Source organism: Roseibium salinum, assembly GCF_026240905.1.
Lineage (GTDB): Bacteria > Pseudomonadota > Alphaproteobacteria > Rhizobiales > Stappiaceae > Roseibium > Roseibium salinum.
This window is the reverse complement of the sequence record NZ_JAPEVI010000003.1, coordinates 2905610-2930446: the sequence shown is the minus strand read 5'-3', so window position 1 is coordinate 2930446 and position 24837 is coordinate 2905610. Positions and strand designations below refer to the sequence as shown.

Annotated in this window: 24 protein-coding genes, 1 tRNA gene and 2 pseudogenes; 20 read left to right on the top strand and 7 right to left on the bottom strand. The window is 61.8% G+C overall.

The genetic code is table 11. The features are described from left to right. Positions 1-69 precede the first annotated feature (69 nt). From ON753_RS18130 to ON753_RS18120, 3 genes and pseudogenes are all read right to left on the bottom strand, one after another. Entirely contained in the window at positions 70-2178 is a 2109-nt protein-coding gene (locus ON753_RS18130; RefSeq protein ID WP_265964143.1) for a hypothetical protein, read from the bottom strand. 257 nt (positions 2179-2435) lie between these two features. After that, positions 2436-3610, bottom strand: a pseudogene (gene queG, locus ON753_RS18125) (tRNA epoxyqueuosine(34) reductase QueG). A gap of 30 nt (positions 3611-3640) precedes the next feature. Beyond that, positions 3641-4333, bottom strand: a complete 693-nt coding sequence (locus ON753_RS18120) for a glutathione S-transferase family protein (RefSeq protein ID WP_265964141.1) — start codon at positions 4331-4333, stop codon at positions 3641-3643. A 218-nt stretch (positions 4334-4551) separates the two neighbouring features. On the opposite strand from ON753_RS18120, the gene ON753_RS18115 reads away from it, so the two are divergent. Beyond that, positions 4552-5355 (top strand): undecaprenyl-diphosphate phosphatase, encoded by an 804-nt coding sequence (locus tag ON753_RS18115; protein ID WP_265964140.1) that lies wholly within the window; start codon positions 4552-4554, stop codon positions 5353-5355. Positions 5356-5628: 273 nt separating this feature from the next. Here the strand turns inward: ON753_RS18115 and ON753_RS18110 are convergent, their stop codons facing one another. Next, positions 5629-6657 carry a helix-turn-helix transcriptional regulator gene (locus ON753_RS18110; protein WP_265964138.1) on the bottom strand — a complete coding sequence of 343 codons (1029 nt, stop codon included), beginning with the start codon at positions 6655-6657 and terminating at the stop codon, positions 5629-5631. Positions 6658-6902: 245 nt separating this feature from the next. Between ON753_RS18110 and ON753_RS18105 the strand changes: the two genes are divergently transcribed. Next, the gene (locus ON753_RS18105; protein ID WP_265964136.1) at positions 6903-7133 is read left to right on the top strand and encodes a YjiS-like domain-containing protein; all 231 of its coding nucleotides are present in this window, start codon (positions 6903-6905) and stop codon (positions 7131-7133) included. Between the two features lie 32 nt (positions 7134-7165). On the opposite strand, the gene ON753_RS18100 is transcribed toward ON753_RS18105, so the two are convergent. Together ON753_RS18100 and ON753_RS18095 are read right to left on the bottom strand one after the other, a co-directional pair. Then, on the bottom strand, positions 7166-8428 hold the full coding sequence (locus ON753_RS18100; RefSeq protein WP_265964135.1) for an MFS transporter: 1263 nt from the start codon (positions 8426-8428) through the stop codon (positions 7166-7168). Positions 8429-8590: 162 nt separating this feature from the next. After that, positions 8591-9565 carry a complex I NDUFA9 subunit family protein gene (locus tag ON753_RS18095; protein WP_265964133.1) on the bottom strand — a complete coding sequence of 325 codons (975 nt, stop codon included), beginning with the start codon at positions 9563-9565 and terminating at the stop codon, positions 8591-8593. Between the two features lie 177 nt (positions 9566-9742). Between ON753_RS18095 and ON753_RS18090 the strand changes: the two genes are divergently transcribed. The 11 genes and pseudogenes from ON753_RS18090 (at position 9743) to ptsN (ending at position 18252) form a co-directional block, all read left to right on the top strand. Next, positions 9743-9829 (top strand) — tRNA-Leu (locus tag ON753_RS18090). Positions 9830-9940: 111 nt separating this feature from the next. Further along, entirely contained in the window at positions 9941-10774 is an 834-nt protein-coding gene (locus tag ON753_RS18085) for an ABC transporter ATP-binding protein (RefSeq protein ID WP_265964131.1), read from the top strand. Between the two features lie 123 nt (positions 10775-10897). Next, on the top strand, positions 10898-11494 hold the full coding sequence (locus ON753_RS18080) for an NAD(P)H-dependent oxidoreductase (RefSeq protein ID WP_265964129.1): 597 nt from the start codon (positions 10898-10900) through the stop codon (positions 11492-11494). A 138-nt stretch (positions 11495-11632) separates the two neighbouring features. Continuing rightward, positions 11633-12061 carry a cytochrome c gene (locus ON753_RS18075; protein WP_265964128.1) on the top strand — a complete coding sequence of 143 codons (429 nt, stop codon included), beginning with the start codon at positions 11633-11635 and terminating at the stop codon, positions 12059-12061. A gap of 211 nt (positions 12062-12272) precedes the next feature. Beyond that, the gene (locus ON753_RS18070; RefSeq protein WP_265964126.1) at positions 12273-12893 is read left to right on the top strand and encodes a ribonuclease D; all 621 of its coding nucleotides are present in this window, start codon (positions 12273-12275) and stop codon (positions 12891-12893) included. A gap of 93 nt (positions 12894-12986) precedes the next feature. Continuing rightward, positions 12987-13646 (top strand): LPS export ABC transporter periplasmic protein LptC, encoded by a 660-nt coding sequence (lptC, locus tag ON753_RS18065; protein WP_265964125.1) that lies wholly within the window; start codon positions 12987-12989, stop codon positions 13644-13646. Then, entirely contained in the window at positions 13643-14224 is a 582-nt protein-coding gene (locus tag ON753_RS18060) for an LptA/OstA family protein (RefSeq protein WP_265964124.1), read from the top strand. Before lptC ends, ON753_RS18060 begins: the two co-directional genes overlap by 4 nt. A 158-nt stretch (positions 14225-14382) precedes the next feature. Beyond that, positions 14383-15139 (top strand): annotated as a pseudogene (gene lptB / locus ON753_RS18055) (LPS export ABC transporter ATP-binding protein). 179 nt (positions 15140-15318) lie between these two features. Continuing rightward, a complete protein-coding gene (gene rpoN, locus ON753_RS18050) occupies positions 15319-16839 on the top strand; it encodes an RNA polymerase factor sigma-54 (protein WP_265964122.1) in 1521 nt (506 codons plus the stop codon). Between the two features lie 291 nt (positions 16840-17130). Further along, a complete protein-coding gene (gene hpf, locus ON753_RS18045; protein ID WP_265964120.1) occupies positions 17131-17724 on the top strand; it encodes a ribosome hibernation-promoting factor, HPF/YfiA family in 594 nt (197 codons plus the stop codon). 60 nt (positions 17725-17784) lie between these two features. After that, positions 17785-18252 (top strand): PTS IIA-like nitrogen regulatory protein PtsN, encoded by a 468-nt coding sequence (gene ptsN / locus ON753_RS18040; protein ID WP_265964118.1) that lies wholly within the window; start codon positions 17785-17787, stop codon positions 18250-18252. Positions 18253-18499: 247 nt separating this feature from the next. Here ptsN and mdoH read toward each other — a convergent pair whose 3' ends face one another. Next, positions 18500-20320, bottom strand: coding sequence for a glucans biosynthesis glucosyltransferase MdoH (mdoH, locus tag ON753_RS18035; protein WP_265964117.1), 1821 nt, complete (start codon positions 20318-20320; stop codon positions 18500-18502). Between the two features lie 116 nt (positions 20321-20436). Between mdoH and ON753_RS18030 the strand changes: the two genes are divergently transcribed. From ON753_RS18030 to ON753_RS18000, 7 genes are all read left to right on the top strand, one after another. Continuing rightward, a complete protein-coding gene (locus ON753_RS18030; protein ID WP_265964115.1) occupies positions 20437-21141 on the top strand; it encodes an MDR/zinc-dependent alcohol dehydrogenase-like family protein in 705 nt (234 codons plus the stop codon). Beyond that, entirely contained in the window at positions 21138-21431 is a 294-nt protein-coding gene (locus tag ON753_RS18025) for an MDR/zinc-dependent alcohol dehydrogenase-like family protein (protein WP_265964113.1), read from the top strand. Before ON753_RS18030 ends, ON753_RS18025 begins: the two co-directional genes overlap by 4 nt. Positions 21432-21473: 42 nt before the next feature. After that, complete coding sequence (locus ON753_RS18020; protein WP_265964111.1) at positions 21474-21872, top strand: 6-pyruvoyl trahydropterin synthase family protein; 399 nt, start codon at positions 21474-21476, stop codon at positions 21870-21872. 7 nt (positions 21873-21879) lie between these two features. Beyond that, a complete protein-coding gene (locus tag ON753_RS18015) occupies positions 21880-22932 on the top strand; it encodes a glycosyltransferase family 4 protein (RefSeq protein ID WP_265964110.1) in 1053 nt (350 codons plus the stop codon). Further along, the gene (locus tag ON753_RS18010; RefSeq protein WP_265964108.1) at positions 22929-23723 is read left to right on the top strand and encodes a methyltransferase domain-containing protein; all 795 of its coding nucleotides are present in this window, start codon (positions 22929-22931) and stop codon (positions 23721-23723) included. The genes ON753_RS18015 and ON753_RS18010 overlap by 4 nt, the downstream gene beginning before the upstream one ends. An 89-nt stretch (positions 23724-23812) precedes the next feature. Continuing rightward, the gene (locus ON753_RS18005) at positions 23813-24343 is read left to right on the top strand and encodes a cytochrome b (protein WP_265964106.1); all 531 of its coding nucleotides are present in this window, start codon (positions 23813-23815) and stop codon (positions 24341-24343) included. A 245-nt stretch (positions 24344-24588) separates the two neighbouring features. Beyond that, positions 24589-24837, top strand: coding sequence for an acyl carrier protein (locus ON753_RS18000; protein ID WP_265964104.1), 249 nt, complete (start codon positions 24589-24591; stop codon positions 24835-24837).

The window sequence follows — 24837 nt, the reverse complement described above, 5'->3', positions numbered from 1 at the left end:
TTGCGACGGCCGAAACACAAAGGGCGGCCCAAGGCCACCCTTTGCTTGTTCTGCTGAAAACAGCCGTCCTCAGTTCGCCTCGATCCTCACGTTGAGAAGATCCGGAAGCGTTTGCGGGGCGGCCATGCTGCCCAGGATCTGGGCCACTGGCACCGGATTGGCCGGTTTCAGGGTCACTCTGAACTCCTTCGGGTCCGCCAGGAATTTCGACGCCGCTTCGCTCACCATCTGCGTGAAGGCCGGGTTGCGGATCGGTGCCGTCGCTTCGGCGGCCTGGGCGACCAGGGCTTCGCGGAACAGGTTTTCCTGAATGCCCTGTTGCTCGGCCACGTGGGCGAGGCCCTTGGATGTCAGGCCGCTGTCCTTGTAGGTGAGAGATGCTTCGACGAACTGGGCGGCGATCGCCGCCATCTGAGCCTGGCCCTCGGGATCTTCGAACAGAGCCTTCGGGATGTTGGCGAAGCGAGCGGAGGCCTCGGCCATGCCAAGCCCCTCGATTTTCACCATCAGACGATCCAGGCGCAGCTCAAGGGTTGCCTCGTCCCAGTAGAGCCTGGTCTCGTCCGACCAGACGACCGTTTCAAGACCGAGCGCATCCAGCAGGGCTTTGATTTCCGCGTCCTCGACGCTGCTCACCGGAACCTCTATGCCGTCGCTCCTGGTGTAGAGGCTGGTCGGTATCGGCGGAACAGTCGTCGAAACGGCGAGTTCGGTCTTGCCGATCCGGGTACGCCCCACCTCCGGCACGTTCACATCCAGGCCCTCGATCTCATAGGCGAAGGACCGCGGCATGAAGGCCCGGGCGATCTCAAGACTATGGTTCTCGGCATAGGTCGGATCGGCCGTCACCGTGCTGATCATTTCGCGCATGGGCGAATACTCGGCAAACTCGATATCGCCGATGGCAGCCCAATCAAGCTTGACCGATCCGCCCTGCGGAAGCTCCGGCGCATCGAGACCGACAATCAGCATCTCGCCGATTCCGTTGGAGCTCAGGCCGGTCAACGCCATTTCCTTGATGGTCAGGCCGATGTTCCCGTCCGGAGTGGGGGTGGGAATATCGACAGAAATTCCGCTGATTCGAGCGTCGCCCACGCCGAAGGAGCGATAGAACTGGAACACGTTGGTGATCAGTTCTTCCGGTGCGGGCACCGTCTGGTTCAACAGCTTGTCGAACATTTCCAGGAAATTGTTGTCGCGCTTGATCACCGTGATGTCGGCGATCGAGGCTTTCTCGACGGCCATGGCGACGGACAGCCCCTCCGCGATATCCTGCGTGGTCTCATAGTCGATCGTGGATCCGGAGCCGACCAGCGTCACTTCCTCGCCGGTTTCCGCAACGTCCGGATCGAACAGGTTGAGTATCGCGGCCGCATTGACGTCGGTGTAGACGGTCTTGCCCTGCCGGGTCGTCTGGCCGAGCATCTGGCCCGACTTCACATCAAGCGTTCGCAGGGTCTGGGAGACGCTGTCGATCGTATATTCCCCGATCAGCCCGTCCACGGCGTTCGCCATCCGATAGCCGTCCATCTGCAGCGTGCCGGACAGCACCAGGGTCTCCTGACCGTCCGCCTCCGCATAGGCTTCCATGGTTGCGCCCGTGCTGTCCACCTTGATTTCGGCAAAGGACATCAGCAGCGACGTCGTGGCGAAGGGCAGCCAGCGGCTGACGGGATGTTCCGGATCCTCGGGTGGGATTTCCGGCATGGTGAAGCTGTAATTCGTCGCCAGGGTGCCGGTCAGCCGGCCTTCCATCTTCAGTCGGCCATCCCCTTCCACAGCGCCGGCGACATCAAACTCCGTATCGTCGGAATAACTCCAGCTGGCGGCCGTGAACTTGCCATTGTCATGCTTGAGGCCGGTGATGGTGATGGCGCCGGCGGAAAGAGACATGGAATAGGTCAGGTCGCGAAGCTTCGAAGGCTCGACCTTGGTCTCCCCGTCGTTGCCGGTCACGTCGGTTTCCTTGGCCGGGAGATCCTCGATCTTGCCGCCGAAGGATAGCGTGCTGTCGCTGATCGTCAGCGTATCGCTGCCCGCGTCATACTCCACCGCGCCGTTTTCAACCTCGAGGCCGAGGTTCTTCAAACCTGCCACATAGGCCTCGAAGGCCGCTTCGCCGGTGTCCTGCGCATAGGCGGAGCCGGAGATCAGAACCAGGGCGGTGCTTAGGGACAAAAACCGGGCCCGCGCCCTGGCTGAACTTGGTCGGGTAACGGATAGGGGCATGGAAAACAATATCTTGGCTCCAAATAGAATGATCAGAATCGACCGGCTTGAACGCGGTCAGATCCGATAAGGTGGCACATCTTTGACCATTGCGTGACTATGAACCAATCTCGCGACAAGGTCGATTGGCCACGCTGAAAATTATGCCGAATTCGCGGCCGCCGGAGCAGGTACGGCAAACCGCGATTGCAGGTCAGCTCGTGCGTTCAATTTAACGGGTCTGTATCCTGAACCACACCGGCCCCGGCGGGCTCCCGCCATTCGGCCCGGACGTCCTCGTCGGTTTCTTCTGCCAGGGCTTGCCCCTGAGGGTCCGCACGGTTTCGTCCGGAGCGAGCTGGCGCAGGGCCCAGACGGCGGTGCCCCGCACCACCGGGTCGGGATCGCGCAGGTGCGGCAGGATGTTTGCGACCAGCTCGGCCTCGCCCGAATTGCCCGCCGCGATCAGCACGTTGCGCAGGAAGCGGTTGCGGCCGGCGCGCTTGACCGGCGAGCCGGAAAAGAGTTTCCGGAACGCGGCGTCATCCAGTTCCAGAAGATCGGCAACCGCCGGCTGCTTCAGATCGTCCCGGGCAATCAGTTTGGCTTCCCGGGCCGCGCTGGCGAACTTGTTCCAGGGGCAGGCTGCAAGACAATCGTCGCAGCCATAGATCCGGTTGCCCATCGCCTTGCGGAATTCGGCCGGGATAGGCCCGGCATGTTCGATCGTCAGGTAGGAGATGCAGCGGCGCGCATCCAGCTGGTAGGGCGCCGGAAAGGCGTTGGTGGGGCAGCTGTCCAGGCAGGCCCGGCAGGAACCGCAATGATCGCGCTCTGCGCCGCTTGGCGGCAGGTCCAGCGTCGTGAAGATCGACCCCAGAAAGAACCAGGAGCCGAGCTCCCGCGAGACGAGGTTGGTGTGTTTGCCCTGCCAGCCGAGGCCGGCCGCCTCGCCGAGCGGCTTTTCCATCACCGGGGCCGTGTCGACGAAGACCTTGACATTCCCGCCGGCGCGGGAAATGAGAAAACCGGCAAGCTCCTTGAGGCGTCCCTTGATGATGTCGTGGTAATCGCGGTGCCGCGCGTAGACGGAAATGCCGCCGCTGGCCGGGTTCTCCAGATGCGCAAGCGGGTGATTCTCCGCGGTGTCGTCCGGGCCGTAATTCATAGCCAGCATGATGACGGATTTCACCTCCGGCCACAGCGCCGCCGGGGAGGCGCGGCGTTCGGCGGTCTCCGCCATCCAGCCCATGGTGCCGTGGAATCCTTTCTCAAGGAACAATTTGAGGCGCTCTTCAGCCAGGGGAATGCCGTCGGCCGGCGCGATCTTCACCGCGTCGAAGCCGAGCTTCGATGCCTTTTCCTCAAAGGCGGCCAGCTGCTTTTTGGTTTTCGTGTCCAAGACAGATTGCAGCGCGGTTGGGCGCAAGCCTCAAAAGTCGAGATCGGTGTAAGTCGGGGCCGGCGGCATGCCCAGCACCTTTTCACCAAGGAGCGGACGCATGCTGGGCCGGGATTTCACCCGTGCATACCAGCTTTTCACGTCTTCTTCATCACCCCACGGCACTTCGCCCAGATAATCGGCGCAGGAAAGGCTGGCGGCAAGGGCGAAATCCGCAAAGGACAACCGGTCCCCGGCAAGCCACCGGCGGGAGGCGACAAGGTAGCCGAAGTATTTCAGATGGTGATGGATATTGGCTCTGGCAACACGCAGCGCGGCCGAGTCCGGTTCGCCGCCGCCCGCCGATTTCGGCATGATCTGCTTGTAGATGCGTTCGCGCACCAGATGCCCGACCACTTCCTGGTCGAACTTGGTCAGGCTCCATTCCACCAGGCGGCGCGTTTCCGCGCGGATATCCGGATGGTCCGGCATCAGGCGCCGGTCGGCCATGGCGTAGCCGCGCGTCTCGTCGAGATACTCCATGATCGGCCCCGGACCGCATATGGCCGGGCCCTCGTTCTCCACGATGACGGGAACCGTTCCGGCCGCGTTCAGCGTCAGCAGCTGCTGCGGCCGCTGCCAGGGTTCGACATGATGTTCTTCAAAGGCCGCGCCGTATTCGCTCAGGATGAGTCTCACGAACCGGGACGACGGCGAGAACGGATGATGGTAGAGCGTGAGCATATAAGGGTTTAGAGCCTGAACTGTGGCAAGACTAGGTCATCGACCCAGGCCGTATGGGAAAACCGCGTTAACGGACAGTTTGCCTTACATATGGTTAGCAAAGGGTTTGACGGGCTGCCCTCGCTCCGTCAAATAGGCGCCGGCCGGGGGTTTCCCGAGCCGCGTGACATACCGGTTCCGGTTGCCCGTCATCAAGCCATTTGGAGACAAGATACACAATGGATGGCCAAACGATTGTTAATGCACTTATTTTGGGAATTGTCGAAGGCCTCACCGAATTCATTCCCGTCTCGTCCACGGGACACATCCTGCTGCTGGGGCATTTTCTGGGCTTTGACAGCACGGGCAAGACGTTCGAGGTTCTGATCCAGCTCGGGGCGATCCTGGCGATTCTCTCCGTCTATTTCGGCAGGCTGTGGCAGCTGGCCGTGGCCCTGCCGAGCGATCCGGCCAGCCGCCGGTTCGTCGCCGGCATCCTGCTCGCCTTCCTGCCCGCGGCGGTGATCGGCGTCCTGCTGCACAGCTTCATCAAGGAAGTCCTCTTCGAGACGCCCACCCTGATCTGCGCCACCCTGTTTCTGGGCGGCATCGTCCTCTTGTGGATCGACCGGCTGCCGCTCGCGCCGCGCTACACCAACGTCATGGACTATCCGCTGTCGCTCTGTCTCAAGATCGGCTTTTTCCAGTGCCTGGCCATGGTGCCCGGCGTCTCCCGCTCCGGCGCGACCATCGCCGGCGCGCTGCTGATGGGCACCGACAAGCGTTCGGCGGCGGAATTCTCCTTCTTCCTGGCCATGCCTACCATGGCCGGCGCCTTTGCCTATGACCTTTACAAGAACCGCAACGTGCTTTCGATGGACGATGCCATGATCATCACGATCGGCTTCGTCGCATCCTTCATCGCCGGCGTGTTCGTGGTCCGGGGGCTTCTGGATTTCGTCTCCCGGCACGGCTTTGCCCCCTTTGCCTGGTGGCGGATCTTCATCGGCCTGGCCGGTTTTGCGGGGCTCTACTTTTTCTAGGGCCGTACCTTAGGGTGCGGACCCATAAATGAGGATGAAATGGTTTGAGGCGGATTGCGCGTCCTCAAGAAGCGGAAGCGCAGGAAATGTGGTTCATTTTCAAGCCTTTCGCGACGTAGAGGAGGCGCAATCCGGTCAAATCCGAAGGACATGAAAATGGCTTCACCGCTTCGTCAGCGCGCTTGACCGGGCACACAGCCCGCTCTGCGCACCCTTCCTAGCGGTGTTTCGCCATTTCTCATGCCATTTCGTCCTCATTTATGGGGCCGCACCCTAGGCTGATCGTTCGAGCTTCGCATTGGCGGCATAAAGCGCCGCCAGGTCGGCAAGCTCGCTTGCCAGTTCCTGCCGCAGGTCCTGCGGGCCGAGCAGTTCCGCCCCGGGCCCGAGCCAGCGCACCAGCGGCAGAATACGCGCCCGGTCGGTGCTCGGGATGCTCACCAGGATCCTGCCGTCTTCGGACGGCGTGAACACCGCGTGGCGGTAGTACCAGTCCGCGCTCAGCTTTTTCGCCTGCCGGGGCGTGATCAGGATCTCGGCGATCTCCTCCTCCTGCTCCCAGCGGCGCATCGCCTGGGAGAGCCAGGCGCCGCCGAGCAGGCTCTGGATCGAAAACGCCTTGTCGGGCCGGAAAAACAGCCCGCTGATTTCCAGGTTCCGCACCCGGTCCGCCCGGTAGACCTTCAACAAGTCCGTATCCACGCAGCGCCCGGCGAGATACCAGAGATCCCGGTCGAACAGGACGCCATAGGGCTCGACATCATGGGCCTTTACCGTCTGGCGGGCGGGGTTCACGTGTTCGAACCGGACCCGCCTGCTGTCCAGGATACCGGCCATGAAGCCGTCCAGGGCCTTTTGCCAGTCTTCCGTCGGTTCCGCCTTGGTGCCGGCATGGAAGATGTCGGGCGGGATCGGCTCAATGCCGACGATCCGCTCGGCGTCCTTCAACAGCCCGTGAACGTTCTTCGGCAGGGAGGCCAGCAGCTTCTTCTCCGCCGAGGTCAGTTCGCCCGCCAGCGGCACGGTTCGGCTGCTGCGCACCAGCGCCATTGCCGCCAGCAGCGCGGCGGTCTCGTTGCGGGAGAGGGCGACGGGCGGCTGAATGTAGCCGCTGGCCAGCCGGTATCCACCCTCCGCGCCCCGTTCAGCATCCACCGGCACGCCGAGCGCGATCAGCCGGTCGATGTCGCGGTAGATCGTCCGCAGGGACACTTCGAAGCGCTCCGCAAGCACTGTCGCGGGAACGAGCCTGCCGCCGGTCAGCAGCAGCAGGATGCCGAGCGCGCGTTCAATCGGGTTCATGAGATGGCCCATCGTGGGTTGTCGGAAAAAAATCTTACTCCGGGAACAGAACGAGATCAAACATGACTCCCAGCTGTCAGGATTGAACTGCCATCTTGAGGTCGTCCCAGGCAACTGGGGCGATGTTCCTCCCAGGACCGGCGCGCGTTCCGGATTGATTACCGGAATGCGGCAAGCCGGCCGTCATCAAAGCAATTGGAGCACCCTGCGTTCGTCCGGACGCGGCATGCTCCCGGAGAAGAGAGATGAGCGTTGAGATCGAAACCATTTTCCGCAGCCGCGCGCGCAATCGCGGCATTGTCCTGTCTGCCCTTCGTCTATGTGCCGCTGCACTTCGCGGATATTTCCGTCGCCGGGCAACTGCCAGGGCTTTGGCTAACCTGAGCGAAGAGGAGCTGAGGGATATTGGCCTGGCGCGCACGGAAACCGGCTATCGGCAGATCCACCGGGACCGATACGGGGCGCATTACTGGTGATGACATCATCGGCCGGCTGACGGGTTCGCTTGTCAGCCGGCTGATTTGCGTGTGAGTACTCTGATATCAGGCCTGTTCCAGGCCAGGAACATCACCAGGAGCGCGATGAGCGCCGCGGCGATTACTCCGTAGAAGGGCAGATTGAGGTCGACACCGATCAGATCGCCGCCGAGAAGGGAAATAATTCCGGCAACCAGTGTAAAAACCGCGATTGTCACCCCCATTACCCAGCCCTGTTCCTCATCGCTGACGGCGGCCGAATATAGTCCGAGAAAGGTCGGGTAGGCGATGCCGAACACGAAGTAGAAGCAGAACACCGGGACGAAGGTCAAAAGAGCGATGGGAGATGCGACAAATGCTGCCGCGGAAACCGCCCAGACCACGAATGTGCCGCCTAGGATCGCCTGCTTGCTGAAGCGCTTTTGCGCGGGCACCACCAGGAAGGTACTGGAAAAGGCAAGGGCGACACCGATCGTCAACATCACCATGCTGCCGCCCAACGTGCCATAGTCGAAGCGGCTGGTGAGGTAATTGTCGACGAAAATGTAGAAGGACATGTTGGCGATGTGGAAGAAGAAGAACACCATCGTCAATCGCAGCACCTTTGGGTATTTCCGGATCTGCCACAGCAATTCGAATATCTCCGCGGGGCGGAATACGAAAGGTTGTCGCTCGGCCGGTCCTTCATCCGGCTCCCTGAACGTGAACAGCACCAAGGCAATGGCAATCGCCACTAGCGCGAAACAGGCGTAGAACGGCAGCTTTACACTGGAGATGCTGCCGAGGAACTGCGGATCCGACAGGAAACCGCCGATGATCGGCCCGCCGACCAGGCCGAAGCTGACACCCGTGATGATGTAGCCCATGTTACGGTTCCGGTCTTCTTCGTCGGCGCTGCCGTCGATCATCGCAGCCTGGGCGATCGGCTGGTTCCCGGCAGTCAGCCCGGTGATTGCCCGGCCCAGGATGAGCAGCGGAAAACTGTTCATGTAGAGCGCGCCGATGGTAAGCGCGTAGCCGCCGAGCGCGCCGAACAGACAAATCAGGATGGCGTTCTTCCGGCCGATCACGTCCGAAAGTTTGGAGATATAGGGAGCGCCCAAGAACCAGCAGATGAAGAACACGCCGATGATCAGACCGTAATCAAAGTGGCGCATGGCATCGGTGGTATCCCTCGGCAGCATTGATGTGCCGGGGTCCATTACCAGCGTATTGATGATCGGAAAGACCAGCCCCTGTCCCAGAAGATCTACAAAAACCACGAACAGCAAAGTGACTTTGGCAATAAATGGCATCAGTTTTTCCCCCTCGACAAAAGAGCGTAGGCAAAGCAAGCCAAAACGGCAACGACCAAGCTGGCTGGGGAGGGGGCTGCCTTCAGGAAATCAGATGCAGAAGTCAAATGCAAAAAAACGGGCCCGCCGGACCCGTTTTCTTCACGCAGCTGCCGGCGGCTTCTAGGCGATGCGGTGCGCGTCGTACTGGCCGCGCACACGGAACCGGTCGAGATAGGTGGGCAGGATGGTTGCGAGCGTTCCCGGTTTGACGCCGATGCCCTCCAGGGTCCGGCCTTCGGAAGTGGCGGCCGCGGAGACGATGTTGTCGGACTTCAGCATTTCCACCTGATCGACCGTGAGCGGCGCGCCCGGCAGAAGCTGCAGCACCCGGGCCATCAGGGAGGCGACCGGAAAGGGTATCGGTATGAGGGCGCGGGAGCGGCGGGTCACCTTCAGCATGTCTTCGAGGCATTCCTTGAAGGTCTTCACTTCCGGACCGCCCAACTCATAGGTCGTGCCCGGCGTCAGTTCGCCATCGACGGCGCGCGCCACGGCTTCGGCGATATCACAGACATAGACCGGCTGGAACTTCGTCTCGCCGCCGCCGATCAGCGGCAGGGCGGGGGTGAGGCGGGCCATGTCGGCAAACTGGTTGAAGAAACTGTCTTCCGGACCGAAGACGATGGACGGACGGAAGATGATGCTTTCCGGCAGCGTTTCCAGAACGCCGGCTTCGCCGGCCGCCTTGGAGCGGGCATAGGCCGAGGGGCTCGCCGCATCCGCGCCGATGGCGGATATGTGCGTGATGCCGGACAGTCCGGCCGTGCGCGCGGCTTCGGCAATGGCCCGCGGGCCGAAGGCCTGGACCGCATCGAAGGTCTGCTTTCCGGATGGCGCCAGGATCCCGACCGCATTCACCACGGCATCGGCGCCCTGCACCGCACGGTCCACCGACCAGCGGTAGCGCAGGTTGGCCTGAACCGCCATGATCTGTCCCACGGCGCCGAGCGGCTGCAGATGGGTCGCCAGATCCGGACGCCGCACCGCGACGCGCACCCGGTAGCCGCGCTTGGCCAGGGCCTGGACGATATGGCGGCCGATAAAACCTGAGCCGCCGAACACCGTGACGAGTTTGCCGTTGAGTTGTGTGGACATCCTGAAATGCCTTCTTTCGCGTCCGGAATATGCGTCCGGTCAAAGGGAATTGCCGGAGTAATTACCAGTGTCTTAGCCCTTTGTGCCCGGTGTGTGAAGGGGCGCGTGTGCATGAGTGAAAAAAGTCGCATTCTATGATTGACAAGGCATCGACCGCCCCTTACAAGCCCCCTCACAGCCCAGGTGGCGGAACTGGTAGACGCGCTAGCTTCAGGTGCTAGTGCCCTAACGGGCGTGGAGGTTCGAGTCCTCTCCTGGGCACCAAATTCCCTCAGAGATATCTCTCCGAGACAACAAAACCGGCCTTCGAGCCGGTTTTGTTGTTTTTGGTCTCCTGTCGCGACACGGGTTCGTAACAGGCCCAAAAATGCAACCATGGCCGAAACGGAATCACTTGCGGCCATGGTCCAGACACGAATGCAGAATGCTCCGGTGCAAAGCCCGGCGATCGTCTCGCTGAAGGGAATCTCCAAGACCTTCGCGAACGGTACGGTCGCGCTCAACAACCTGTCGCTGGATGTCCGGGAGGGCGAATTCGTCTCGCTGCTTGGTCCCTCCGGCTGCGGCAAGTCGACGGCGCTCAGGATCATTGCCGGGCTCATTGAACCGACATCTGGACGGGTCGGCTGGCCGCAGGAGGAGGCGAGCCAGGCGGAGCACGAGCTGGGCTTCGTGTTCCAGGAGCCGACGCTGATGCCCTGGGCAACGGTGTTCTCCAATGTCTGGCTGCCGCTGCGGCTCAAGGGGATCTCGAAGAAATCGGCCCGTGAGCGCGTCATGGAAGCGCTGGAAACGGTCGGTCTCGCGCCGTTTGCCGCAAGCTATCCGCGCGAGCTTTCCGGCGGCATGAAAATGCGCGTCTCCATCGCAAGGGCGCTGGTGACGCGGCCCAGGGTGCTCCTGATGGACGAGCCCTTCGCGGCGCTGGACGAAATCACCAGGTTCAAGCTCAACAACGACCTGCTGCATCTGTGGGAAACCTTCGGCTGGACGGTGATCTTCGTCACCCACTCCGTTTTCGAATCCGTCTATCTCTCGAACCGCATCGTGGTGATGGCCGCGCGGCCCGGGCGGATCGTCAGCGACAGCGCGATCGACGCGCCCTATCCGCGGGGCGACGACTTCCGCACCTCGGCTGTCTATTCGGGCTTCTGCCGCGAGGTTTCCGGGGCCCTCAGGTCGGCGATGGGGGCGGGAGAGCCGCACTGACACCTCTTGGGCGTTGGCTTCGCCACGCCGGCTGGCTCGCAGTGTGGGGCGGGGTTGCTGGAGGTATGGCCGCCGGGTGAAAGTGGAAGCAGCAGACCCAAAGATATTCAAAGGCCAGACCCCATGCGCGTTCTCGTGGTTTTCAGCCATCCTTGCCCGGAGAGTTTCAACGCGGCGATCTGCAAGACCGTCGTGAGCTCCCTGGAGGCGGAAGGCCATGAGGTGAAGCTGACGGATCTTTACACTCAGGGCTTCGGTCCGGTGATGAGCGCGCAGGAGCGGCGGAATTACCACACGCCCCAGGCCAACACGCTGCCGGTCGCCGGTCATCTGGCGGACATCATGTGGTGCCAGGCGGTCATCTTCATCTATCCGACCTGGTGGTTCGGCGTGCCCGCCATGCTGAAGGGCTGGCTGGAGCGGGTCTGGGTGCCCTACGAGACGTTTGACATGCCGACGGCGGACCGGCCCATGCAGCCCAGGATGCAGCATATTTCCCACATGGCGGTGATCACCACCTGCGGCGCCACCTGGTGGCAATCCAAGCTGATCGGCGAACCGGGCCGCAAGACCCTTCTGCGCGGCATCAGGTTCCTGTGCCGGCGCCGCTGCAGGACCATGTATCTGGCGAAGTACAAGATGGACAGTTCCACGCCGGAAAGCCGGGCGGAGTTTCTTGCGCGGGCCGGCAGGAAGGTCGCCGCTCTCATGGCGCGTTAACGGTGCGACCCCATAAATGAGGATGAAGCGATGAATATCGGTACGGCTACCGAACAGAGCGGGCGTCCGGATTGCCCGATCCTCGACAATCTGTCAGGACATCATTGCGGGCATGAGACAGCCAAGGGGTAAGTGGACGTGAACAGCAAGCCGTTTCTGATAATCTCCGCCGGTCTTTCCGTGCTCGTGGCGGGCGTTCTTGTCTGGGGCTTCCTGACGTCTGAGGACGAGCAGCCCGCCAGCGACGGGGCCGCGCTGGTTGCCGTCACCGTGCCGGACCTTTCCTCCAGGGCCCTTGAGGGCCGCGCGCTGTTTCAGGAGAACTGCGCCGCCTGTCACGGGGAAAAGGCCGGTGGCCGCAACGGGATGGGGCCGCCGCTGGTTCACAAGATCTACGAACCGGGTCACCATGCCGACGGCGCTTTCCTCCTGGCTGTCATGCGGGGCGTGCGTGCCCATCACTGGCCGTTCGGCGATATGCCGCCGGTGGAAAATGTGACCGACAAAGACGTCGAAAAAATCGTTGCCTATGTCCGCGAACTCCAGCGGGCGAATGGTATCAACTGACGGCACAGACCACGGGAGGCGGAAAGCGCCCGGCAAGACCTGCCACGAGGCCGTCCGTATCGGAAACAATCCCGCCGGCCGGCCGGCGTGCGAAGTTTGCGCCAATCCGCTTGCCTCATGAGGCGGCATCGTCTACCTGACGGTCAGATTATGCATCAGGGCCGCGGCCTGATGTGATATGTGCATGTCCGGCCTAAGGAGACGACTTAAGATGACCATCCGCTACCACAAAGGCGACCTTCCAGACCTGAAAGCCTATGAAGCGGCGCATGCGGTGGCTGTCGATTCCGAAACCCTGGGCCTCAACCCGCACCGGGACCGCCTGTGCGTCGTCCAGTTGTCGCCCGGCGACGGAACGGCGGATGTGGTGCAGATCGCCCGCGGCCAGGCGGACGCCCCCAATCTGGCGGCTCTCCTGACTGATCCTTCCAAGCCGAAGATATTCCACTTCGCCCGGTTTGATGTTGCGGTGCTCCGCCACTATCTGAATGTTCAGGTGACCCCGGTCTGGTGCACCAAAATTGCTTCAAAGCTGGTTCGCACTTATACCGACCGGCATGGATTGAAAGATATTACGCGTGAACTTCTTGGTGTGGAACTGTCCAAGCAGCAGCAGAGTTCGGACTGGGCGGCGGAGACCCTGTCCGATGCGCAACTGGCCTACGCGGCCTCGGATGTTCTATACCTGCACGCATTGAAGGAAAAACTTGAGTACATGCTCTCTCGCGAAGAGCGGGAGCATATTGCAAAGGCATGTTTTGAATTTCTGCCGGTTCGTGCGGAACTCGACCTCAAAGGGTGGGAAGAGGCGGATATTTTCGCCCACTCGTGAGGCACGGGCCCGGCCTGTCGGCATGGCAGCTGTTCAGGGGCCGTCAAACGCCGATACATGAGTGTTGGCGGGCCCTGGATTTCGGAGAGTGCGTTGAGCGTTGTCAGCGAATATGCGGGAGGCAGGTCTCCCGGTCGGCCGCGATTGAGCCGGGCGCAGCGGGCTGCGCGCCGGCACAGCGTGTTTGTCCGCATTCTCCGCTGGCTGTTTCCCGCCCTCGGCATTCTGATCTGTGCCGGCATGATCGGGCTGATCGTTCTCTTCAACATCTTGAGCGGCTTCGGCGCGTCCAACATGATGCTGACCAGCGAAGGCCTGGTAATGGACCAGCCCGAGCTTTCCGGGCACGATGGCGATCGCTCATACAGGGTGACGGCGCGCCGCGCCATTCAGCGGCTGACCGATCCAAAGATCATCGACCTGGAGACCATCCGCGCGGACATCGTGCTCAGCAAGGATCAGAGTGCTCAAATTGTGGCCGTGAAGGGCATCTATAATAACGGCGCGGAAACGCTCCGCCTTTATGAGGGTATTCAGCTGGAGTGGAGCGAAGGCTATACCGTGGATCTGTCCGAAGTGGAGATCGACCTCAACAGCGGCGCACTGACGACGTCGCAGCCGGTCTCGATCCGTTCGGATCAGGGGCAGGTGAGGGCCGGCAAACTCTCTTATGACCAGAACAAGGGTCTCGTCCGCTTCACGGACGGGATCAAGATGAGGATTAATCCGGCTCGGAAGGACGGTACGCAATGACTTTCTTCAAACGCGCATTGATCGCATCGGTGGCGGTCCTCCTGGCCGGCACCGCGCAGGCGCAGACCTTCTCGGATGCCTTTGCGGGCTTCGGGTCCAATGACGGTGAACCGATCGACATCGAGGCAAGCGAGCTGCGCGTCGAAGACAACAACAGCACGGCGACCTTTATCGGCAACGTGGTGGTCACGCAGGGCGAGACCAGCCTGAAGACGCAGCGGCTGAAGGTCTTTTACGTCGGTTCGGGCGCGCAGCAGGCCGAAAGTGACGTCCAGCAGAAGATCTCCCGTCTGGAGGCCTCCGGCGGCGTGCACATCACCTCCAAGGACCAGACCGCCAAGGGCGACGAAGCCAGCTTCGACATGAACAAGGAGTTCATGGTGATGACGGGCAAGGAAGTCGTCCTCAGCCAGGGCCCGAACGTGGTGGTCGGCAACAAGCTCACCGTCGACCTGAAATCCGGTCAGGCCAACCTGACGGCCGGGCAGGGGCAGGTTGCCGGCGAGACCGGCGGAAGCGGACGGGTGAAAGTCCGGATCCTGCCCAACAGCGTGCAGGAAAAGAACCCCAATCCGTAACTCGTATCTTTTCGGCCCGGTTTATGAGTTTACGGCGTATTTTGCGGATCTGACTCGACAGTATCTGTCACAGATCCTATGTGATCGGCGGCATTGTTTGGATGGACGACATTCCTTTGAAGAGAAACTCTTCGGATTTTAACGGATTGCAGGGACGCATGCCCGAACCGGATCACCAGGAAGAGGATCTGTCGCAGGCGCTTGTCGTCGAAGGCATCGGCAAGACCTACGGCCGCCGTCAGGTGGTGAAATATGTCAGTCTGTCCGTAAAGCCGGGGGAAGCCGTCGGCCTTCTGGGGCCGAACGGCGCCGGCAAGACCACGACCTTCTACATGATCACCGGGCTGATCCGTCCGGACCAGGGCCGGATCCTGTTGAACGGCTTCGACATCACCCGCATGCCGATGTACCGCCGCGCGCGGCTCGGTATCGGCTATCTGCCCCAGGAGGCGTCCATCTTCCGGGGCCTGACGGTCGAGGAGAACATCCGCGCCGTCCTTGAAGTGATCGAACCCAACCGCCGCAGGCGCCGGGAAGATCTCGATCTCGCTGCTGGCTGAATTCGGCCTGACCCACCTGCGCAAGTCGCCGAGCATCGCCCTGTCGGGCGGTGAGCGCCGGCGCGTGGAAATCGCCCGCGCCCTTGCCAGCCGCCCGGCCTTCATGCTGCTCGACGAACCCTTCGCCGGCATCGACCCGATCGCGGTGGGAGACATCCAGGAACTCGTGCGTCACCTGACCCAGCGCGGCATCGGCGTTCTGATCACCGACCACAATGTGCGCGAAACCCTCGGGCTGATCGACCGGGCCTACATTATTGCCTCCGGCGAAGTGCTGACGGAGGGCTTGCCGAACGAAATCGTCACGAATCCCGACGTGCGCCGGCTCTATCTGGGCGAACAATTCACGCTTTGACGGCAAACGGCAGCGGATCCCGGCGATTCAATTTAGCCGGGAAACCCTCCGATTACCCGGCTGACGAGCAAAACCACCCCGGTCAAATGTTTCAATTTGATCGGGATACGCTCTGAGCTATAAATGCGGTCTGCGACAGATAAGCAAGAAGCAGACCAAAACGGGCGACCGGGGAATTAATGGCCATTTCAACCAAGCTGGAGATGCGGCAAAGCCAGTCGCTGATCATGACGCCGCAGCTGATGCAGGCGATCAAGCTGTTGCAAATGTCCAATCTCGATCTCGTGGCCTATGTCGAGGCCGAACTGGAACGCAATCCACTGCTGGAAAAGGGCGATGCAGCCGATGCCGGCCCGGGCGGCGACGAGGAGCCGGAGCCTCGGGAGCCCGCGGGCGACGGGCCGGAAGCGTCCGACTGGATGCAGAACGATCTGGAAACCGGGGCCGAAGCCATCGCATCCCGGATGGATACGGATCTCGGCAACGTCTTTCCCGACGAGCCCGGCGTACCCGCCTCTCCCGATCCGGCCCTGCTCAAGGCCGGCGACAGCTACAAGAATGCCACCAGCAGCAGCACTTCGGAGGATTACAATCTCGAAGCCTTTGTGGCGGAGGAAGCATCGCTCGGAGCCTCGCTCGAAGAGCAGATGCATCTGGCGCTGAGCAGCGAAGCCGACAGGCTGATCGGCGGGCATCTGATCAACTCGCTGGACGAGAACGGTTATCTTTATCTGGATCTGGCGGAAACCGCGGAGCTTCTCGGTGTCGATCTCGCCCGGATCGAGAGCGTGCTCGCCGTGCTGCAGACCTTTGAGCCCGCAGGTGTCTTTGCCCGCAACCTTGCCGAATGTCTCAAACTCCAGCTGATCGACAAGAACCGGTTCGACCCGGCAATGGCGGCGCTGATCGACAACATAGAACTGCTGGCAAGGCGCGAACTGGCCGCCCTGAAGAAGATCTGCGGCGTCGATGACGAGGATCTCGTCGAGATGATCGCTGAAATCCGGGCACTGGATCCCAAGCCCGGCAGCGCGTTCGGCTCCTCGCCGGTCCAGCCGGTCGTCCCGGACGTCTTCGTCCGCCCGGCCAATGACGGCAGCTGGACGGTGGAGCTGAATTCCGACACCCTGCCAAGGGTCCTGGTCAACCAGACCTATTATGCCAGGATCATCAAGACCGCGCGCAACGTGACGGAAAAGGAATACCTCACCGATTCGCTGCAGACAGCCAACTGGCTCGCCAAGAGCCTGGACCAGCGGGCCAGGACGATTCTGAAGGTGTCGACCGAAATCGTCCGCCAGCAGGATGGTTTTCTGAGCTACGGCATCGCGCATCTGCGGCCGCTGAACCTGAGAACCATTGCCGATGCCATCGGCATGCATGAATCCACGGTCAGCCGGGTGACGTCCAACAAATACATGTCGACGCCCCGCGGCATCTTCGAGCTGAAATACTTCTTCTCCTCCGCCATTTCCGGGACGGTGGACGGTGATTCCCATTCCGCGGAATCGGTCCGCCACAAGATCAGGCAGATGATCGAGGCGGAGGATCCCAAAGCGATCCTGTCCGATGACACGATTGTCAAAATTCTCAGGGACGAGGGCGTCGATATCGCGCGCAGGACGGTAGCAAAATACCGTGAAGCCATGAAGATCGGCTCGTCTGTTCAGCGCCGGCGGGAGAAAAACGCCCGGCTTTGACGGCCCGCTCGTCCGTCCAGCTGTGGTAGTGGGACGCAATTTAATATCGATTTCAGGATGTCCACTGGAACAATACGACGGGTTTTGACTTCTGTTCTTTGCAACAGCTACCGGTGTTCATAATCAATTGACTCTTTGCGATAGCGCAATTATAGGACCGCGCTCGTGGCGTAAACAGGGGATGGCGCTTCGGCGTCGACTGGTCCATTCTGTAGGCTTGAAACGTTCCGCGTTTCAGCATCGGCGGTGGAGCCGATGACCCTACGGTCAATAGAAGAAGAAGAGGTCCCCATGGCTTTGCGGATTTCGGGAAAGAATGTCGATGTAGGCGATGCACTGCGCCTCCACGTTACAGACCGAATCGACGATGCCCTGTCGAAGTACTTCACAGGCGGATTCAACGGCCACGTCACGCTCAGCAGGGAGGGCACGGGCTTCAAGTCGGAGTGCAACCTGCACCTGGACACCGGAATCGTGTTACAAGGGTCCGCACAGGATCAGGACCCGCGCGCCAGCTTCGATCTCGCGGCTGAAAAGATCGAAAAACGGTTGCGGCGCTATAAGCGCAAGCTGAAGGACCACTACAGCCACAACGGCGCCAACAGCCGTGAGGCTTTCGAGGCAGCTTCCCATTATGTGCTGGCCTCACCGGAAGAAGACGAGGAAGTGCCGGTGGATTTCAATCCGCTGGTGATCGCCGAGACCTCGGCGAAAGTTAAGACAATGACTGTCGGTATGGCGGTCATGGAGTTGGATCTGACCGAAGCACCTGTTGTCATGTTCAAGAACGCGGCAAATGGCGGTGTCAACGTTGTCTATCGCCGGTCGGATGGCAATATAGGCTGGATAGATCCGGCGTTGGTAGCCACTCAGGCTGCCGAATAATGAGTCGGACAGGGTCGGCTTCCTTGCGGAAGCCGGCTTCTGAAACTTGTAGGCGAACTGATGGATCTTAGTGATCTTCTGGGTAAAGATGCGGTCGTTGCCGGGCTGAAGGCCAAAAGCAAAAAACAGGCAATCCAGGAACTTTCTGCCAAGGCGGCAGAGCTGACCGGTCTTTCTGAACGGGAAATCTTCGACACGCTGCTCCAGCGCGAGCGCCTTGGATCTACCGGTGTCGGCCACGGCATCGCGATTCCCCATGGCAAGCTGACCCGCCTGGACCGCCTTGTCGGCGTATTTGCCAAGTTGGACAAGCCGGTGGAGTTCGATTCCCTCGATGACGAGCCGGTCGATCTGGTGTTCCTGCTGCTGGCGCCCGAAGGCGCCGGCGCCGATCATCTCAAGGCCCTTGCCAGAATCGCCCGCCAGCTCAGGGATGGTTCGGTGACCAAGGGCATCCGGGGATCGTCAGATGCGCGCGAGATCTTCGATCTCCTGACCCAGCCCCTGACCTCGTCCAACGCGGCTTAATCGATTCAAGACCGGCATGGCGAACCGGCCCGGGACGGCCGGAATGCTCAAGGCCGCCCCCTCGGCGATGCACCGGCGCGGAAGCCGGGTCCGGCCCGCGCTGAACCACCTGGAAACGCGCGTATCCGGCCTACCGGGAGCGTCCCGCCCCAATCTTGAATGCTCTGCAATCAGGGTAAAACCAGGGCCATGCCCCAGGTCCGTGTGCGGACCGGGGAGACGCGGCGTCACACTTGGTTTCGGCGTATCACGCCTCGACAGGATTGGCGTCGCCCTGGACGAGACCCTGCGTCGCCGACGAAACGTGCCCGTCGGACAGCGCGGCCAGGCGGAGTTCGCCGAGTTCGGCGGGCGGGGCGGTTTCCTCGGGAATACGCCACAAGGTCGAGCGGATCGCAAGGGTCCCGAGCGTTTTCGTCGAGGTCGCCACGGCGACCATCACCGCCAGCAGCGGGCCGATGGCAACGGGAATAACCGGCCAGACGAGTTCGATCGGCTGCCCGGCAATCCAGGCAAGCCCGGCCAGCCCGAACAGGGTTTGCGGCCAGAGCTTGCGGATGGCGAGCAGGACCGGCAGGCGTGCGACGCCTCTTGCCTGGGCACCCCATCCGGTCGTCTTGCCGAACACGAGCCCGCCCATGAACAGGGTGTGCGCCACCGCCATGATCGGCGCCAGCATCGCGGCATAGACGATCTCCGCGCCGACGCTCATCAGCACACGCACCGGTCCGCCGAAGGCCTTGCGCAGGTCGGACCGCGCCAGAACATCGGCAACCGTTGCCAGCTTGGGCGCAAAGACCATCGTCAGGATCGTGAAGAACAGAACCACTCCCGTATCGGTACGGTACGGCGTATGGTCGCTTGCCATGCCGAGGATGGCGGCGGCGCTCATGAAGCCGATCCAGGCGGGAGATCCCAGGAACATCAGGATAGCCAGCACCAGCTGCGCACGGCTGACGGGCTTGAGACCCGGCAGTGTCAGCAGCCGGCGGTACTGCAGGTTTCCCTGGCACCAGCGCAGGTCCCGGCGGATGAATTCGAGCAGATGGGGCGGGTTGACCTCGTAGCTGCCGGTCTCGAGCGGCAGTACCCGCACCTCGTAACCTGCACGCCGCATCAACACGGCTTCCACCTGGTCGTGGGAGAGGATCGCCCCCGCCAGCGGCCCCTTGCCCGGCATGACCGGCAGTCGGCAGTGTTCCTTGAACGGCTTCAGGCGCAGGATTGCGTTGTGGCCCCAGTAAGGTCCGCAATCTCCCTGCCACCAGGCGCTGCCGATCGTGTAGGAGCGCATGCCGAGCCGCATGCCGAACTGGAAGATCCGCGCAAAGGCGCTGTCGGTCGGCAACCCGACGACAAGGCTCTGCAGGATGCCCAGCTTGGGGTTGGCTTCCATGCGCTTCACCAGGCCGATGATCGCCCCGGCGGACATGTAGCTGTCGGCATCCAGCACCAGGGCATAATCATGCCTGTCGCCCCAGCGGTCACAGAAATCCTCGATATTGCCGGCCTTGTAGCCGGTGTTCTGCGGCCGCCGCCGGCAGACGATCTCCACCTGGCCCTGGAACCGCGCGGCAAGGCGGGCCGCCATCTGCTGTTCCTCGTCGGCGATATCCTCCATGGAGGTATCGCTGAGAACGTAGAGCGTGAAATGATCCGCCTGGCCTGCCCGGATGAGGTGCGAAACCATGGTGCCGAGGTTTGTTTCCAGGCTTTCCGTGTCTTCGTCCCGGGTGCAGGAGAGCAGGGCGGTGGAACTCGTCAGGGGGCTGCGCGCATCGCCCGTCTCAATCGGGCATACCTTCCTGATCGGATCTGCGGCAAACCGCATGACCACAAGCCCGATGACCGCATTCCAGAAGCCGATGATGGTCCAGGGCAGGGTAACCATGAAACACAGCAGGATGAAGACATCGAGCGCCCCATAGCCGCCCGGCGACAGCGTTGCGGCCATCAGCGCGCACAGGCCGGCGAAACTGGTTATCAGCAAGCCGGCGAAGAAGATGCGCCTTGCGGTCATGCGTGCGGATGTCTCGGCGGGTATCGGCATGTCAAAGACCTTGAACATTTTTTTGACTTCCAATCAGGGCCATGATCGCAATAGTGCGCATGTCAGAATGCCCTGACGTATTTGGGTGGCAATGTGATGAACGGGGACGCTACGGCATGAGCACGGACGCGGCAGTGACACGCGACACAGGCAATTCTGAGGCGCTCTGGTATACCGGCGTTGAGGAATGCGCAATCGAATCTGTCGGATGCAGCGCGCCGCAAGCCGGTGAAGTTCTGGTGCGGACGCTGTTCAGCGGTATCAGCCGCGGAACGGAGCGGTTGGTATTCCGTGGCGAAGTCCCTGAGAGCGAGTGGCAACGTATGCGAGCCCCTTTCCAGGCCGGAAACTTTCCCCATCCGGTCAAATATGGTTATGCCAATGTGGGCCGGGTCATCGATGGCGATCCCGACCTCACCGGCCGTATCGTATTCTCGCTCTTTCCCCATCAAAGCGTCTTCACCCTCCCCTCGGCATCCTGCGTTCCCGTTCCCGACGGCGTGCCGGCGCAAAGAGCCGTCCTGGCAGCGAACATGGAAACGGCAATTAGCGCTATATGGGACGGAAAACCATCACCCGGGGATCACATCTGCGTGGTCGGCGGCGGTGTGGTCGGCCTTTTGACGGCATATCTTGGCAGCCGGATTCCAGGCACCAGGGTGACGCTGGTCGACTTGAACGAGCGCCGGGCCGCCCTTGCCGGCGCCCTCGGCCTGGCATTCGCGCTTCCTCCGGATGCACCGGGGGGCAGGATCTCGTCTTCCACACTAGTGCAACGCCGGACGGCCTCGCAACCGCCCTTGCCGCCGCTGGCGACGGCACTTCGGTCATCGAAATGAGCTGGTATGGCACCACCAGGGTTCTGGCGCCCCTGGGGGCGGACTTCCATTCCAGGCGGCTGAAGCTCGTCTCCAGCCAGGTGGGAACCATCGCCGCGGAACGGCAGTCGCGCTGGACATACCGCCGCCGGCTCGAGCTGGCCGTATCCCTGCTGACGGATCCGGCTCTGGACCGGCTGCTCAGTCACCGGGTTTCCTTCCACGACCTGCCGGACCGACTTCCCGATTTGTTGAACCGGTCGTCAGATGTACTGGCCGCGCTCGTCCTGTATGACGGGGCACCAGACTGACCGGCCACCACCTTTCAATCAGAAATTTCAGGACCCCGAGATATGTTTGCTGTTGAAGTCCGTGACCACGTGATGATCGCTCATTCCTTCAAGGGAGAGCTTTTCGGCCCGGCCCAGGCGCTGCACGGTGCGACCTTTGTCATCGATGCTGCCTTTCTGGCCGAAACGCTGGATGAGAACGGCGTGGTGATAGATATCGGCCGCGCCCACGAGGCGTTGAAACAGGTCCTGGAGCCGCTGAACTACAAGAACCTCGACGCCATGCCGGAGTTTGCCGGCGTCAACACGACCACGGAATTCCTGACCAAACACATTCACGATCACCTGGCCCGGAGTGCGCGCGACGACCGCCTGGGCCGGCCGGGATCCGAGCTCAGCGCGATCCGCGTGACCATTTCGGAGTCCCATGTGGCCCGTGCCTGGTATGAAGCCGGGATCTGAGGAGACAATGCAAAGGCTCTGGTTCGCCTATCCGGGCGACATCGATACGCCGACCGGCGGCTACGGTTACGACCGGAATATCGTTGCCGGCCTGCGCGAGCTCGGTTGGCGGGTAGAACTGCTCTCCCTGGGAGAGGGGTTTCCCTTCCCGTCGGCCGCGACACTGGCCGGCGCGCAGCGGAAACTTCTCGCGCTTCCGAAAGGGGCGCTCGTGGTCGTCGACGGCCTGGCCCTGGGCGTGATGCCGGAGGCCGCCGCGGCGATATCGGAGCATCTGACGCTGGTCGCCCTTGTTCATCATCCGCTGTGTCAGGAGAACGGCCTTGCTGAAGACCGGGAAAATGCCTTGTTGGTGAGCGAAACCGAAGCGCTGGCACATGCCCGGCAGGTCATCGTGACCAGCCCGGCGACGGCGCGGCAGGTCAGCGACCTGATCGGCGTCCCGGCGGACAAGATCGCCGTGGTTTTTCCCGGAACGCCGAAGCCCGACGCCTTCGAGCGCCGGCCGTCCGGAACCGCGAGACTGCTTTCGGTCGGCACCGTCGTGCCCCGCAAGGGCTACGACCTGCTGCTGGAGGCGCTTGCCGGGCTGGCGGATCTGGATTGGCACCTGGAAATCGTCGGAGGACTGGAAGCCGATCCTGCCTGCTATCGCGCCCTGTTGCGGCAGGCGCAGGATCTCGATCTTGCCGCGCGGGTCACCTTTCGCGGAGCGGTCAGGCCGGCTGACCTTGCCGGCTTTTACCAACGGGCCGATATCTTCGTGCTCGCCAGCCGCTACGAGGGATACGGGATGGCCTATACCGAAGCCCTGGCCTACGGGTTGCCGGTCATTGGCAGCGGTGGCGGTGCCGTCAGGGAGACCTTGCCGAAGGACGCCGCGATCTATTGCGGAACCGGAAATGTAGATGCGCTTCAGGAGGCATTGAAGCTTGTGATCTGTGACCAGGCCGAACGGGTGCGAATGACCGACGCGGCACGTATTGCCGCCGCAGTTCTTCCCACCTGGCAGGACGCCGCCGCGCAATTTGCCGGAATGTTGCGGGAGGTTGCAGAATGAGCGGGTTCTCATCCCAATGGCTTGCCCTGCGCGAACCGCTCGATCTTGCCGCCAGAAATGGCGATGTGGAGGCCGCTTTCCTGGACCGCCTGCCGGCAGGCCCCGTTCGCATCCTGGACCTCGCCAGCGGCGCGGGGTCGACGCCAGCCGCGCTTGACGACAAGTTTCGCCAGCGGGCCTGCTGGCTGCTGAGCGACCATGATCCGGACTTGCTCGAGGTAGCAGGGCTGCGCTGGCGGGAGGCCGCGCCGGGACGGGTGGCCCTCCGTCAGGTCGACCTTGCAAGTGACCTGGAAACCCTGCCGTTCGCTGATGTGGACGCGGTCACCACGTCAGCTTTCCTGGATCTCGTTTCCGAAGACTTTCTCAGGCGGCTCGCCGGTCAACTGGTGAAGGCCGGAAAGCCGTTTCTGGCGAGCCTGACCTATGACGGCCGGGCAGAATTCAAACCACCGGCTGCATTGGACACTGACCTGTGCAGGGCGCTGAACGACGACCAGAGAACCGACAAGGGCTTCGGGCCGGCCCTTGGGCCGGACGCCGCCGACAGGGCGATTGAGTTGTTTGAAGCAATGGGTTACCGCGTGGTCCGGGGGACATCCGACTGGCGGACAGGTCCGGGTTCGGACGGCTTCCTGCGGGAGTTCCTCAGCGGCTGGGTGCGGGTCGGCCGGCGGGCCGGGCTCGAAGAGGCTGCGCTGGAGGCATGGTGGCAGGACCGCCAGGGGCAAATCGCCGCCCGACGGTTGTCCGTCACGGTCGGCCATATCGATTTCGCGGCTTTCCCGTAAACCCGCTTCAAGGGAACCGGAACGGTCGTATTGAATGAGCCATGGTCGGTATCGAACGCTATGGTGAATTGGCAAGAGGGGGCATTGGAATGGCTGAGAGTGACGCACGCTATGGCCTGACGGCACGCATTATTCACTGGCTGACGGCAATCCTGGTTCTGGCCATGGTGCCTGCCGGACTGACCATGATCCGGATCAGCAGCGGTCCGCTACAGAACCAGCTTTTCGACTTCCACCGATCGGTCGGTGTCGTGCTGATGGTCCTGACGGTCATCCGTCTGGGATACCGTCTCACGCACAAGCCTGCGCCCCTGCCGGCCGAAATGCCGCTTTGGCAGCAATATGCGGCCAAGTCGACCCACGCCTTCCTCTATGGCTTTCTGCTGGTCAATCCGTTCATCGGCTGGGTGGCCACCTCCGCCTATGGAGCGCAGATCTCCGTCTTCGGCCTTTTCACCATGCCCGCGATCGTCGAGAAGAACCGCGAGCTTTCGGAGCAACTGTTCACGGTTCACGAAACTTTGGGACTGCTGTTCACGGCCGCCGTCCTGATGCATATTGGCGCGGCCCTCTATCACGGCATCGTGCGCCGGGACGGCGTGCTGAGCCGGATGATTTGAGATCGCATTTCCATGGGGACAGGCGTCGACCTGGCGACAGCCGGGAAAAGCATTGCATTTGCCTGCAGTTGGTTGCTTGCCAGAAGCATTCATCAAGCATTAACTTAATAAAATTTAATAAATTAGGTTTCGTAATTTTTTACCATACCCCTTAAGCGCAGTTTATTGTTTTTTGTGCTACATGGCGGTCGGAGCGCAATCAGAGGTTCATCTTGAGCCGGTAAAGATAAGTGGCAAGGATCGACATGAAACAGACTATTCGGACCCTCCTGGCGAAACACGGTAACTTGCCGGTTGCTATAGATTCCGTGGGCGACGGAGCAGATCTTTACGATGCAGGCCTGTCTTCCTTTGCATCGGTCCAGGTCATGCTCGCCCTGGAAGAAGAATTCGACATCGAATTTCCGGAGCAATTCCTCAACCGCAAGTCCTTCTCTTCCGTGGAAGCGATCGAAGCGGCTCTGAGCGAAATCCTCAAAGAGCAGGCGGCCTGA